At 60.2% G+C, this 12,075-nt stretch carries 11 protein-coding genes; 6 read left to right on the top strand and 5 right to left on the bottom strand.

Features of this window, described 5'->3' with window-relative positions:
- The first annotated feature begins 41 nt into the window (after positions 1-41).
- Positions 42-887 (top strand): cache domain-containing protein, encoded by an 846-nt coding sequence (locus ACOI8A_RS07545; RefSeq protein ID WP_420646244.1) that lies wholly within the window; start codon positions 42-44, stop codon positions 885-887.
- 12 nt (positions 888-899) lie between these two features.
- Here ACOI8A_RS07545 and ACOI8A_RS07540 read toward each other — a convergent pair whose 3' ends face one another.
- Both ACOI8A_RS07540 and pobA read right to left on the bottom strand, forming a co-directional pair.
- Entirely contained in the window at positions 900-2,417 is a 1,518-nt protein-coding gene (locus ACOI8A_RS07540) for an MDR family MFS transporter (protein WP_420646245.1), read from the bottom strand.
- Between the two features lie 75 nt (positions 2,418-2,492).
- Positions 2,493-3,686 carry a 4-hydroxybenzoate 3-monooxygenase gene (gene pobA, locus ACOI8A_RS07535; protein ID WP_420646246.1) on the bottom strand — a complete coding sequence of 398 codons (1,194 nt, stop codon included), beginning with the start codon at positions 3,684-3,686 and terminating at the stop codon, positions 2,493-2,495.
- A 178-nt stretch (positions 3,687-3,864) separates the two neighbouring features.
- On the opposite strand from pobA, the gene ACOI8A_RS07530 reads away from it, so the two are divergent.
- Positions 3,865-4,749: a helix-turn-helix domain-containing protein gene (locus tag ACOI8A_RS07530; RefSeq protein ID WP_420646247.1), complete on the top strand. Its 885-nt coding sequence runs from the start codon at positions 3,865-3,867 to the stop codon at positions 4,747-4,749.
- Between the two features lie 47 nt (positions 4,750-4,796).
- Here the strand turns inward: ACOI8A_RS07530 and ACOI8A_RS07525 are convergent, their stop codons facing one another.
- Positions 4,797-4,973, bottom strand: a complete 177-nt coding sequence (locus tag ACOI8A_RS07525; RefSeq protein ID WP_420646248.1) for a hypothetical protein — start codon at positions 4,971-4,973, stop codon at positions 4,797-4,799.
- A 54-nt stretch (positions 4,974-5,027) separates the two neighbouring features.
- Positions 5,028-5,933, bottom strand: a complete 906-nt coding sequence (locus ACOI8A_RS07520; protein WP_420646249.1) for a LysR family transcriptional regulator — start codon at positions 5,931-5,933, stop codon at positions 5,028-5,030.
- Positions 5,934-6,047: 114 nt separating this feature from the next.
- On the opposite strand from ACOI8A_RS07520, the gene ACOI8A_RS07515 reads away from it, so the two are divergent.
- Together ACOI8A_RS07515 and ACOI8A_RS07510 are read left to right on the top strand one after the other, a co-directional pair.
- On the top strand, positions 6,048-6,926 hold the full coding sequence (locus ACOI8A_RS07515; RefSeq protein ID WP_420646250.1) for an MBL fold metallo-hydrolase: 879 nt from the start codon (positions 6,048-6,050) through the stop codon (positions 6,924-6,926).
- A 45-nt stretch (positions 6,927-6,971) separates the two neighbouring features.
- Positions 6,972-7,586, top strand: a complete 615-nt coding sequence (locus tag ACOI8A_RS07510) for an NAD(P)-dependent oxidoreductase (RefSeq protein ID WP_420646251.1) — start codon at positions 6,972-6,974, stop codon at positions 7,584-7,586.
- Between the two features lie 207 nt (positions 7,587-7,793).
- Here the strand turns inward: ACOI8A_RS07510 and ACOI8A_RS07505 are convergent, their stop codons facing one another.
- Positions 7,794-8,675 (bottom strand): LysR substrate-binding domain-containing protein, encoded by an 882-nt coding sequence (locus tag ACOI8A_RS07505; RefSeq protein ID WP_420646252.1) that lies wholly within the window; start codon positions 8,673-8,675, stop codon positions 7,794-7,796.
- A gap of 124 nt (positions 8,676-8,799) precedes the next feature.
- Between ACOI8A_RS07505 and ACOI8A_RS07500 the strand changes: the two genes are divergently transcribed.
- Both ACOI8A_RS07500 and ACOI8A_RS07495 read left to right on the top strand, forming a co-directional pair.
- The gene (locus ACOI8A_RS07500; RefSeq protein ID WP_420646253.1) at positions 8,800-10,437 is read left to right on the top strand and encodes a 5-guanidino-2-oxopentanoate decarboxylase; all 1,638 of its coding nucleotides are present in this window, start codon (positions 8,800-8,802) and stop codon (positions 10,435-10,437) included.
- Between the two features lie 8 nt (positions 10,438-10,445).
- Positions 10,446-11,894, top strand: a complete 1,449-nt coding sequence (locus ACOI8A_RS07495; RefSeq protein ID WP_420646254.1) for an aldehyde dehydrogenase family protein — start codon at positions 10,446-10,448, stop codon at positions 11,892-11,894.
- Positions 11,895-12,075 lie beyond the last annotated feature (181 nt).

Raw genomic sequence — 12,075 nt, 5'->3', positions numbered from 1 at the left:
GTCTACGCTCTTGAAACATCAACAAGAACGAGGGATGCGTCATGGGGTTTTTGCATAAGCTGGCCTGGCTCGGCGCGGTACTGCTGTTGACTCTCGGCCAAGCCAGCGCCGCTACGGAGAAGGATGACAGCAAGGCCGCGATTGCCCTGCTGGAGAAAGCTCTGGCCTTTTACCACGACAATGGCGACAAGGCGTTCGCGGCGTTCAGTCGTCAGGGCGAGTTCGTCGACAAGGATCGCTACGTGTTCGTGGTCGACACCAAAGGCGTGATGCTCGCCAGCGGCGGGCCGTCGTCGGCGCTGATCGGTCGCGATGTCACAGAGGTGCTCGGGCCGGATCTGCAAAAGGCCTTCAAGGACGCCTTGAAAGTGCCGGAGGGCAACGGCATCCAGCAGGCCGAGTACCGCTGGCAGAATCAGGCCGACGGCAAGGTCGAGCGCAAACATGTGTTCTACCAACGCATCGGCCAGCGGATTCTGGCGGTCGGGTATTACTTGCCGCGCGCGTCTGCTGAACAGGCCAAATCCTTGCTCGACAAGGCTGCGACCGATCTCACCAAAGACGAGAAGGGCACGCTGACCGCAATCAATTCGCTGAAGGGCGGTTACTTGCAGGATGACCTGTATGTGTTCGTGGTCGATCTGGACACCCGGCGCTATGTCGCCCACGGCACCAACCTGCGGTTGATCAATACCGATTTCGGCAAGGTCAAGGACCCGGAAGGCAAACCGGTGGGCGAGCCGATTCTGGCGCTGATCGGCAAGCAGGATGAAGGCGAATACGAATACCGCTGGAAAAACCCGGTGACCGGCAAGGTCGAGGACAAACATGCGTACCTGAAAAAGGTCGGGCATTTTCTGGTGGCTGTCGGGTATTACAGTCCTTGAAGATTTTTGCTGCTAGCGGGCGGTGTGTTCCCGCCCGCGCAACAGTTGATTGGGCATCGCAATCGCCGCCGCCAGCCCCAGCAACGAAACCGCCGCGCTGACCATCAGCAAATGCCGGAACGTCACCAGCAACTCCGCGCGCAGTGCGTTCTGTGCGTCACCGGGCGCCGCATTCAAACCATCCAGCAACACATTCCCCGAATGCCCTTCGCTCATCAGCGAACTGCCCGCCAGATGCGCGAAATTCGAATCCTGCAATAACGCCAGCAACAGTGCCGACATCAACGCCACGCCGACTGCGCCGCCCAGCGAGCGGAACAGATTGGTGGTGCTGGTGGCGACGCCGATGTCCTTCTGCTCCACCGAATTCTGCGTACCCACCAGCGAAGTCGGGAACTGCATGCCGCCAGCGATACCACTGAGCAACATGCACAGACCGCTGACCAGCGTCGCATCAGGCGGGCTGAAGGCCATGCCGAGAATCGATATCGGCATCAGGATTGCGCCGGTGAGAATCTGCGGTTTGTAGCGCCCGGTGATCGAAGTACGACGCCCGGCGAAAAAGGCACCAATCGGCAGCCCCATTGCCAGTGGCAGCAAGTGCAGCGCAGCGCTATCGGCACCGGCGCCAGTGACAGTCTGGAAGCGCAGCGGCATAAGCACGATCAGCGAAATCGCCTGAAAACTGCAAAAGAAAATCGTGCACCAGCACAGCAATGCGCTGCGGTTGGCGAACAGGTGCATCGGCAGCAACGGCTCGCGGGTACGTCGCTCATGCCAGACAAATATCGCCAGTACAACGACCGCGCAAGCCAACAATCCCAGCACTTCGGTGCTGCGCCACGCATGGCCCTGGCCAACCTGAGTAATACCGAGCAACAACGCGGTCAGGCCAACGATCATCAGCACCGTGCCGAGGTAGTCGATCACCGGTTTGCGCTGCGGAATCGGCAGCCCGCGCAGATTGCGTCGCGCCACCCAGTACGCGCCAAGGCCCAGCGGCAGATTGATCAGGAACACCCAGCGCCACGACAAATATTCGGTCATGTAGCCACCGAGCACCGGCCCGGCGACGCTGGCCATCGCGTACATGCTGCTGAAGTAACCCTGATAACGCCCGCGTTCACGCGGCGGCACGATGTCGCCGATGATCGCCTGACTCACCGAAATCATCCCGCCAGCGCCAATGCCCTGAATGATCCGCGCCAGCACCAGTTGCTCCATGCTTTGCGCCATGCCGCACAACAGCGACGCCAGCGTAAACAGGCCCATGCCGAACAGCATCAGTTTGCGCCGCCCGTACAGATCGCCGAGCTTGCCGTAGATCGGCACCGCCACGGTCATCGCCACCATGTAGCCGGAAATCACCCAGGCCAGCAGGCTGACGTCCTTGAATTGTGCGGAGATCGCCGGCATCGACACGGCGACGATGGTTTGATCCAGTGCACCGAGAAAAATCGCCAGCATCAGCGCGACCAACACGCTGCGGATGGCCGGCTTGGAGGTTTCAGGCTGGTTGAGATTGGTCACGGGCGAACCTGCGGGCAGAGATGAATCCCGCCATGGCGAGCGGGTAAGTGCTCGCCAGTGTAAGTCGATAGCAAGCTATTCGATAGCCTCGTACGGGAGACCGACGTAATTTTCTGCAATGGTTTTTTGCCCGGCCTCCGAGCTGACAAAGTAGTCGAGTTCCGACGCGCAAATCCGCTGGCTGAAGTCGTCGTGCTCATCGAAACGGTGCAGCATCGACGTCATCCACCAGGAAAAGCGCTCGGCTTTCCAAACCCGACGCAGGCAGATTTCCGAGTACTTTTCCAACAGGTCGGTGCGCCCTTCGCGGTAAACCTTGAGCAGAATGCGGAACAGCGTGCTGACATCGCTGGCGGCCAGGTTCAACCCCTTGGCACCGGTCGGCGGCACAATGTGTGCGGCGTCGCCGACCAGAAACATCCGCCCGTATTGCATGGGTTCGACGACAAAACTGCGCAGCGGCGCGATGCTTTTTTCAATCGACGGGCCGGTCACCAGCTTGTCGGCGAGGCTCGCGGGCAGACGGCTTTTCAGTTCGTCCCAGAAGCGCTGATCGGACCAATCCTCGACGTTCGCCTCGGCCGGCACTTGCAGGTAATACCGCGTGCGCGTCGCCGAACGCATGCTGCACAGGGCGAAGCCACGTGCGTGGCGGGCGTAGACCAGTTCATCGTGGACCGGCGGGGTGTCGGCGAGAATACCCAGCCAGCCGAATGGATAAACCCGTTCAAAGACTTTCAGGCAGTCGGCAGGAATCGATTGCCGGGCCACGCCGTGGAAGCCGTCGCAACCGGCAATGTAATCGCAATCGACGCGCCAGGTTTCGCCGTCCTTTTCGAAGGTGACGAAAGCTTCGTCGCTTTTCATGCCGTGAGGAACGACATCGCTCGCGCCGTAAATCGTCTTTGCTCCAGTCTCCCGACGAGCGGCCATCAGGTCGCGGGTGACTTCGGTCTGGCCATAGACCATTACGGTTTTGCCGCCGGTCAAACCCTGCAGATCGATGTGCACCAGACGCCCGTCGAGCGCCAGTTCGAAACCACCATGCACCAGCCCTTCGGCATCCATGCGCTGACCCACGCCAGCCTCACGCAACAGCTCTGCCATGCCTTGTTCAAGCACACCGGCGCGGATGCGCCCGAGGACATAATCGGGTGTCTGGCGCTCGACAATCAGGGTGTCGACGCCGGCGTTGTGCAGCAGTTGACCGAGGAGCAATCCGGACGGACCGGCGCCAATGATGGCGACTTGGGTTTTCAGCGTTTTCATTGTTTTTATGACTCGCAAGCTTCACGCGAAACAGCTCGGTGAAAAATTTAAAGGATTCGAGTGCTTGCATTTTTCCCTTGCGGGTCTGTCAATTGAAGGTGAAAACTGAGCTGATACCTGTACATTCTGCCAATCGGTGCGATTATCGCCCGCAACCCCAGAGGCCTGGATTGAAGTGATGAACAAGCCTGACCTGCCTTCGATTCCGGTGTTCAAGCTCTACGGTGAAAGCCTGGACTGGCCGACCCCTGACTTGCTGCACTGTGAAACCATTTCCAAACGCAGCCGCGAACATCAATGGGAGATCAAACCCCACCGCCACGCCGATTTGTGCCAGTTGCTCTTCGTCTTCAAAGGTCAGGCAGAGCTTGAAATCGAAGGTCAACGCACAGAGCTCAACGAAGCAGCGATTCAGATCCTGCCGCCGTTATCGGTGCATGGTTTCCGTTTTTCCGAGGACGTCGAAGGGTTCGTCGTCACGCTGGCGACTCCGCTGATCAACCATTTGCAGGCGCAGCTGGGCAGCGCCGTGCATGCACTGGCGCAGGCCGGAAGTTATCCGGCGGGGAAGGACGCGGAGTACCTGAACAGTCTGTTTACCGCGTTGCAGGCCGAGTACACCGGCCATCAACCGGCGCGGGAAATGCTCATGCATTCGCTGGCCAGCGTGATCATGGTCTGGGTCAGCCGTCAGGCGATTCAGCGCCATAGCGCGTCGCAGCGTCCGCAACGTCAGCGCGAATACCTCAACGGCTTCATTCAACTGGTGGAGGAGACGTACCGCCAGCACGTCAAGGTCGAGGACCTGGCGCATCGGCTAGGGATTTCAGTGTCGCACCTCAACGGCACGTGCCGCGAACTGGCGGGGCAGCCGGCGTTGCAGATCATGCACGAGCGGCAGTTGCTGGAAGCCAAGCGTTTGCTGACCTACACCAGCATGACGATTTATGAGATGTCGGAAGTGTTGGGGTTTTCCGATCCGACCAACTTCACGCGGCTGTTCCGACGCCGAGTGGGGATATCGCCGAAGGCGTTTCGCGATCGACTCAAAACCGAGCAATAAGCCAACCCATGTGGGAGCAAGTCTGCTCCCACATTTTTTATGCCGGCTCAGCGCAATGCGTTGAGCGTGGCGTTATGCGGAATGCAGCGTTCGTAGTTGCAGCTCGCATATTCGCGTGGCAATTGTCGCGCCTGTTCGACCCGCCAGGCCGCGGTGCCGTAGAGCGCCAGCGTCGCTGCGCAGGTGATGAAAATCGCGAAATATCTTCTTGTTTTGATGTTCATGGCGTTGACCTCTGAACGAATACCCGTGGGTACTACATTCAGCATAGAACAAGATCAAAACTTGGCATCCCACTGCGGGTCTTCGGGAAATCTCAGCACCAGAAAATCCAGCATGCAGCGCAACGCCGCCGGCATGTGCTTGCGCGAGGCGTACACCGCGTAGATGTTCATCTGCCGAGGCTCGGCGTGCGGCAGCAAACGCACCAGCTCCCCGGCGTGAACATGCACTCCGGCCTGATAGGTCGGCAGCATCGCCACTCCGGCACCGGCCAAAGTCGCACGTAACAGGGTGCTAGCCTCATTGGCGCTGATGTTGCCCTGCACCGGCACCGAAACCGGCTCGCCGTCCTCCTCGAAATGCCACAGGCTCTTGCCGAAATACGAGTGGGTCAGGCAGTTGTGCCGGCTCAGATCTTCCACCCGTTTTGGCGCCGGGTACTCTTGCAGATACGCAGGCGCAGCACAGACCACAGAACGACACACGGTCAGGCGTCGGGCGATCAGATTCGGGTCGAGGTCGTTGCTGGTGCGGATCGCCAGATCGATCCGTTCATCCACCAGATTCACCGTGCGATCGAGCATTTGCATGTCGATGCTGACCCCTGGATACACTTTGACGAACGCCGCCATCGCATCAGCCAGTTGCGCCTGGCCAAACGAGGTGCTGACGCTGATGCGCAGTAAGCCGCGCGGTGCATCGGCCGGTTCACTGACCGCAGCCTGCATGTCGCCGGACAGTTCCAGCATCTGCCGACAGCGCGGGAGGATTTCGTTGCCAGCGGTGGTCAGGCTCAATTTACGCGTGGTGCGATGCATCAGGCGCGCGCCGATCCAGTCTTCCAGTTCCGCCAGATAGCGCGAAACTACTGGCCGCGACAGGTCCAGATGATCGGCCGCCGCCGACTGGCTGCCCAGATCTACCACGGTGACAAACACCCGCATTGCTTGGAGACGATCCATGATTTGCCCGCTTTCAGAAACAAACTATGTTCAAGCATCGCATTTTTTGTACTGAGTCTGGCAACTAAGCTCTGTCTCATCGCCAGACATGGCATTCAAACAGCGGAGCAACACATGATCGGCTTCACCACCCTCAAACGCGTTTTACTCGCCACCGCCACCCTCGGCTTTGCGGCCCACGCCGCTGCGGCCAATCTGACGCTGGATGTCTACAACCCAGGCACCCAGGCAATCTTCCCAGTGACCTCGGTGCTGGTCAGCGGCGAGAAAGAGGCAATTCTGGTCGATGCGCAATTTGGCAAATCCCAAGCCGAACAAGTCGTGGAAAAGATCCGCGCCAGCGGCAAGCAACTGACCACCATCTACATCAGCCACGGTGACCCGGATTACTACTTCGGCCTCGACACCCTGACCCAGGCCTTCCCCAACGCCAAGGTGCTGGCCTCGCAGCCGACCGTTGATCACATCAAAAAAACCGTTGAAGGAAAACTGGCGTTCTGGGGTCCAAAAATGGGCGCTGACGTGCCGGCCAAAACCATCGTGCCGGGCGTGCTCAAGGGCGACAGCCTGATGCTGGAAGGGCAGAAATTGCAGGTCGTCGGTCTGGACGGCAAGCAGCCGGATCGCAGCTTTGTGTGGATCCCGTCGATCAAAGCCGTGGTCGGTGGTGTAGTCGTCGCCGAGAACATCCATGTGTGGATGGCCGACACCCAGACTGCGCAATCGCATGCCGACTGGATCGAAACCCTGCACTCGATCGAGACCCTGAAACCGCAAACCGTGGTGCCGGGTCATTACCTCGGCGAGAGTGCGCGTTCCCTCGCAGCCGTGAAATTCACCGCCGACTACATCAAGGCGTTCGACGCAGAAACTGCAAAAGCCAAGGACTCTGCCGCACTGATCACAGCCATGAAAAAACGCTACCCGCAACTCGGCGAAGAAAGCTCGCTGGAACTGAGCGCCAAAGTCGCCAAGGGTGAGATGAAGTGGTAACCCGAATCTGAAGTCGCAACATTCTCAAGCCAACTGGAGAACGTCATGAGCAAGATCGCAATCATTGGTGCCACCGGTCGTGCCGGCAGCCAACTGCTGGAAGAAGCCCTGCGTCGCGGGCATAGCGTTACGGCCATTGCGCGGGATACGTCGAAGATCGGCGCGCGTGCCGGGGTGGTCAGCAAGAATGTCGACGTGCTGGATGCTGCGGCATTGCACGACGCGGTGGCCGGTCACGATGTGGTGATCAGCGCCGCGCATTTCGCCACAGTGCCGGCAGCGGCTGTGGTCGCTCCGCTGAAGCAGGCCGGGGTCAAGCGCTTGCTGGTGGTGGGTGGTGCAGGGTCGTTGTTGCTGCCCGATGGCACGCGGGTGATCGACAGTGCCGGGTTCCCGGACGAGTACAAAGCCGAGGCGAGTGCGGGGGCGGCGTTTCTTGATGCGTTGCGTCAGGAGCAGAATTTGGACTGGACGTTTGTTTCGCCGTCGGCAGAGTTTGTCGAGGGCGAGCGCAGTGGCTCGTTTCGCGTCGGCAAGGATGATTTGCTGGTGAGTGCAGAAGGCCGCAGCTGGATCACGTTTGCTGATTACGCGATTGCGATGATTGACGAAGTGGAAACGCCGAAGCATTCGCGGCAGAGATTTGCTGTGGGGTATTAAGTCAAAAGCCCCTCACCCTAGCCCTCCCGAAACGTCGGACCGCCCGAAGGGAGAGGGAGCAGACCGGGGTGTCTTGTGTCTGACATCGACCTGAAAGACCGAATCGATTATGGATACACTCAAAAACTTTCAGGTCGGCGTCATTTTCAAGCATCCCCGGATCGGTCCCCTCTCCCTTGGGAGAGGGCTAGGGTGAGGGGCAAAGCCTCACCGCCGATGAGCCTGCCCAACCAGCCAATCCATCAACTCCCGCAATTTCCCGGTAGGTTCAGAAGTCTGCGGCGTCACCAGGTAATACCCCAACCCCGTCCCGACCTTCAACTCAAACGGCATCACCAGCCGCCCCGCCTCCAGATCATCGCCAATCAACGACCAATCCCCAATCGCCACCCCCGTACCGTGCGACGCCATCGACATCGCCTGATCCAGCGTCTCGAAATGCTGACCGCTGGCGATATTGCTCAGCTGTAAATCCGCCGCCCTGAGCCACACCGTCCAGTCCTGAGCATCATGCGTGGGGTGCAGCAACAAATGCTGCTGCAGATCGGCCGGCGCCAGCAGCCCGGGCGACCCCTCAAGCAGTGAAGGCGAACACACCGGCGTCAGCTGTTCATCAAACAAATGCAGAGCACCCGCTGAATCCTCCGGCGCCGCACCATAAATCACCGCCGCATCAAACTGTTCGCGCGCAAAGTCCACCCCATGCGCCAGCGAGGTGGTGAGTTTCACCGGTACGTCCGGGCGTTCGCGTTGCCACTGCAACAGACGCGGCAGCAACCAGCGCATCACGCAACTTGGCGCCTTGAGTTGCAGGGTTTCGCGCTTGGCGCCGATCTGCTCCACCGAGTCACCAATCAGCGCAAATACCTGCTGCACCCGTGGCAACCACTCGCGCCCCTCGGCAGTGAGATCCAGACCGCGGGCCTGACGCATGAACAGCGGATAACCCAAATGCTCTTCCAGCCCGGCGATCTGCCGACTGACCGCGCCTTGAGTGATGTGCAACTGTTCGGCCGCGCGGGTGAAGTTGCAGCACTGCGCGGTGATCAGAAAAGTGTGCAGGGCGGGCAGGGGCGGCAGTCGTTTCATGTGGATCCAAGGTATGACGTAGGGACATGGCTAGTATGACTTTTTATCGATTGTTGCGGCTACACGCCGGCCGTTCCAATGGGCGCAAGCAAGTGTCTGATTTGAAGAACAAGAGGCGAACAACATGGCGACGTGTGGCGAAGTATTGGTCAAGTTACTCGAGGCTTATGGCGTCGAGCAGGTGTTCGGCATTCCCGGCGTGCACACCGTGGAGTTGTATCGCGGACTGGCGCGTTCGAGCATCCGCCATGTCACGCCGAGGCATGAGCAGGGCGCCGGTTTCATGGCCGACGGCTACGCGCGCACCCGCGGCAAACCCGGTGTGTGCTTCATCATCACCGGCCCGGGCATGACCAACATCACCACCGCCATGGGCCAGGCTTACGCCGATTCGATCCCGATGCTGGTGATCTCCAGCGTGCAATCGCGCAGCCAGTTGGGCGGTGGGCGCGGGCGGCTGCATGAACTGCCGAATCAGAGCGCTTTGGTCGGCGGTGTTGCGGCGTTCTCGCATACTTTGATGTCGGCGGCTGAGTTGCCAGCGGTGTTGGCGCGCGCGTTTGCGTTGTTCCAGGCCGGCCGACCGCGTCCGGTGCACATCGAGATTCCGCTGGATGTGCTGGTGGAAAATGCCGATGACTTGCTCGCCAGTGTGCCGGTGAAGATTGATCGCGCCGGCGCATCGCCGAGTGCGGTGAAACGCATGAGCGACCTGCTCGCTGAGGCCAAACGTCCGCTGATCCTCGCGGGTGGCGGCGCGATCGACGCAGCGCCTGAACTGACCAAACTGGCTGAACTGCTCGACGCTCCGGTGGCGCTCACGATCAATGCCAAAGGCATGCTGGCGTCGCACCATCCGCTGCTGATCGGCTCGACTCAAACGCTGGTCGCCACTCGCGCATTGGTGGCTGTTGCCGACGTGGTGCTGGCCATCGGCACCGAACTGGCGGAGACCGATTACGACGTTACGTTTGCTGGTGGTTTTGAAATTCCCGGCAAGCTGCTGCGCATCGATATCGACGCCGATCAGACCGTGCGCAACTACCCGCCGCACCTCGCGTTGGTGGCCGATTCGCGTAACGCCGCGCAAGCGTTGCTCAGTGCTTTGTCGCAACACAAACTCGCCGAGCGCAGCTGCGATTGGGGCAAGACACGTGCTGCAAGTCTGCGCACTGAACTGGCCGCAAGCTGGGACGCGCCGACTCTGGCGCAAACACTTTTTCTCGAAACAGTGCTCGATGAACTGCCGCAAGCCGTGTTCGTCGGCGATTCCACGCAGCCGGTGTACACCGGCAACCTGACCTTCAATCCGGACCATCCGCGCCGCTGGTTCAACGCCTCGACCGGCTACGGCACGCTCGGCTATGCCTTGCCAGCGGCAATTGGCGCGTGGCTTGGCGGCAGCGTTGCAGACGGCGCGCGACCGCCAGTGGTGTGTCTGATCGGCGACGGCGGCCTGCAATTCACCCTGCCGGAACTGGCCAGCGCCGTCGAAGCGCGGGTGCCGGTGATCGTGCTGTTGTGGAATAACCAGGGTTATGAAGAGATCAAGAAATACATGGTCAACCGCGCCATCGAACCGGTCGGCGTCGACATTTACACCCCGGACTTCATTGCGGTAGCCAAGGGCCTAGGTTGCGCCGCCGAAGCGATCAACAGCGTCGAGCAACTGCGCACAGCGTTACGTTGCGCGACCGATCGTCAGGGCCCGACCTTGATTGAAATCGACCAGAACCAGTGGATGCAGGCGGTGGCCCAATGAGCTTTGTAATGACGTTCCCTACCACGCTCGACGGCTTGTATATCAATGGCCAATGGTCTGCCGGTCGCGAACATCTGCGGGTGATCAACCCGGCAACCGAAGCGCTGCTGACCACGGTCAATGGCGGTGACGAACAGGCAGTCGATCAGGCCGTAGCGGCGGCCACCGATGCATTCAAAACCTGGTCAAAAACCACCGGTACCGAGCGCGGCGTGATCCTGCGCAACATCGCTAACGGAGTGCGCGCTGGTCGCGATCACTTGATGAAATTGCAGTCGAGCAACAACGGCAAACCTTTGTTCGAAGCGGCGATAGACGTCGACGATGTGATCGCCACGTTCGAGTATTACGCGGAACTCGCCGAAGGCCTCGACGCCAGCAACGACAGCAATGTGCCGCTGCCAAGCGACGATTTCAGTGCGCGTTTGCGCCGGGAACCGTGCGGCGTAGTTGGGCTGATCGTGCCGTGGAATTTCCCGATGGTCACCACCGCCTGGAAGCTTGCCCCGGCGCTGGCGGCCGGCTGCTGCGTGGTGCTCAAACCATCTGAAGTCACGCCGCTGCCGGAGCTGGAACTCGCGGCGATCATTGCTGAATCCGGGTTGCCGGATGGCGTGTTCAATCTGGTTTGCGGCACGGGTTTGGCAGTTGGCGCGCCGTTGTCGGCTGATCCGCGCATCGCGAAGATTTCCTTCACCGGCAGCAATGCTGTCGGCGTGCAAGTGATGCAGCGCGCGGCTGAAACCGTGAAGGGTGTGAGCCTGGAACTCGGCGGCAAATCCTCGCTGCTGGTACTGCAAGATGCCGACCTCGATCTGGCGGTGGAGCTGGCCTGCGGCGGTGGTTTTTTCAATGCCGGGCAGATGTGTTCAGCGACCAGTCGGGTGTTGGTGGCCGACGAAATCGCTGATGAATTCCTGATTCGCTTGAAGGCGCGCGCGGAAAAAATCCGCGTGGCGGAACCCTTCGATCCTGAAGTGGAAATGGGTGCGCTGGTCAATCAGGCGCAGTACCAGCGGGTGCTCGGTCACATTGATCGCGGCTTGAGTGCCGGGGCGAAACTGGTCTGCGGCGGCAATCGTCCGGCAGATCTGCCGCGCGGGTATTTCTTGCAGCCGACGGTATTTACCGAAGTACCGCTGGACAGCGCGTTGTGGTGCGAAGAGATTTTCGGCCCGGTGATTTGCGTGCGCAGTTTTGCTTCTGAAGCTGAGGCGATTGCGCTGGCCAATGACAGTCAGTTTGGGCTGGTGGCGAGCGTGGTGACGCGCGATGCCGTGAAGGCGGATCGCGTGGCCAATGCGTTGCAGGCGGGGCTGGTGTGGATCAATGCACCGCAAGTGATTTTCCCGCAGGCGGCCTGGGGTGGGTACAAACAGAGCAGTGTCGGGCGCGAGTTGGGTCCTTGGGGGATGGCGGCGTTTCAGGAGATCAAGCATGTGATTCGGGCAGTCTGAAGCTTAAGGTCAAGAGCCTACCCTCACCCCAGCCCTCCCGAAACGTCGGACCGCCCGGAGGGAGAGGGGGCCGACCGAGTTGTTTGTTCGAGATACATCGACCTGAAATTCCGCGTCAAACTCAGGTTCTGAAAAGCGTGAAGATCGGCTCCCTTTCCCCCTCGCCCCCTTGGGGGAGAGG

It is taken from the genome of Pseudomonas sp. P4795 (assembly GCF_048822895.1).
GTDB lineage: Bacteria > Pseudomonadota > Gammaproteobacteria > Pseudomonadales > Pseudomonadaceae > Aquipseudomonas.
Note: the sequence above shows the minus strand (reverse complement) of the source record. Positions and strands in the feature narration are given on the sequence as shown.

What these genes read in the sequence shown, in the direction of transcription:
- ACOI8A_RS07545 (WP_420646244.1), top strand. Translation starts at nt 42, where the DNA reads ATGGGGTTTTTGCATAAGCTGGCCTGGCTCGGCGCGGTACTGCTGTTG.
- pobA (WP_420646246.1), bottom strand. Translation starts at nt 3,686, where the DNA reads ATGAAAACGCTGAAAACCCAAGTCGCCATCATTGGCGCCGGTCCGTCC.
- ACOI8A_RS07530 (WP_420646247.1), top strand. Translation starts at nt 3,865, where the DNA reads ATGAACAAGCCTGACCTGCCTTCGATTCCGGTGTTCAAGCTCTACGGT.
- ACOI8A_RS07525 (WP_420646248.1), bottom strand. Translation starts at nt 4,973, where the DNA reads ATGAACATCAAAACAAGAAGATATTTCGCGATTTTCATCACCTGCGCA.
- ACOI8A_RS07520 (WP_420646249.1), bottom strand. Translation starts at nt 5,933, where the DNA reads ATGGATCGTCTCCAAGCAATGCGGGTGTTTGTCACCGTGGTAGATCTG.
- ACOI8A_RS07515 (WP_420646250.1), top strand. Translation starts at nt 6,048, where the DNA reads ATGATCGGCTTCACCACCCTCAAACGCGTTTTACTCGCCACCGCCACC.
- ACOI8A_RS07510 (WP_420646251.1), top strand. Translation starts at nt 6,972, where the DNA reads ATGAGCAAGATCGCAATCATTGGTGCCACCGGTCGTGCCGGCAGCCAA.
- ACOI8A_RS07505 (WP_420646252.1), bottom strand. Translation starts at nt 8,675, where the DNA reads ATGAAACGACTGCCGCCCCTGCCCGCCCTGCACACTTTTCTGATCACC.
- ACOI8A_RS07500 (WP_420646253.1), top strand. Translation starts at nt 8,800, where the DNA reads ATGGCGACGTGTGGCGAAGTATTGGTCAAGTTACTCGAGGCTTATGGC.
- ACOI8A_RS07495 (WP_420646254.1), top strand. Translation starts at nt 10,446, where the DNA reads ATGACGTTCCCTACCACGCTCGACGGCTTGTATATCAATGGCCAATGG.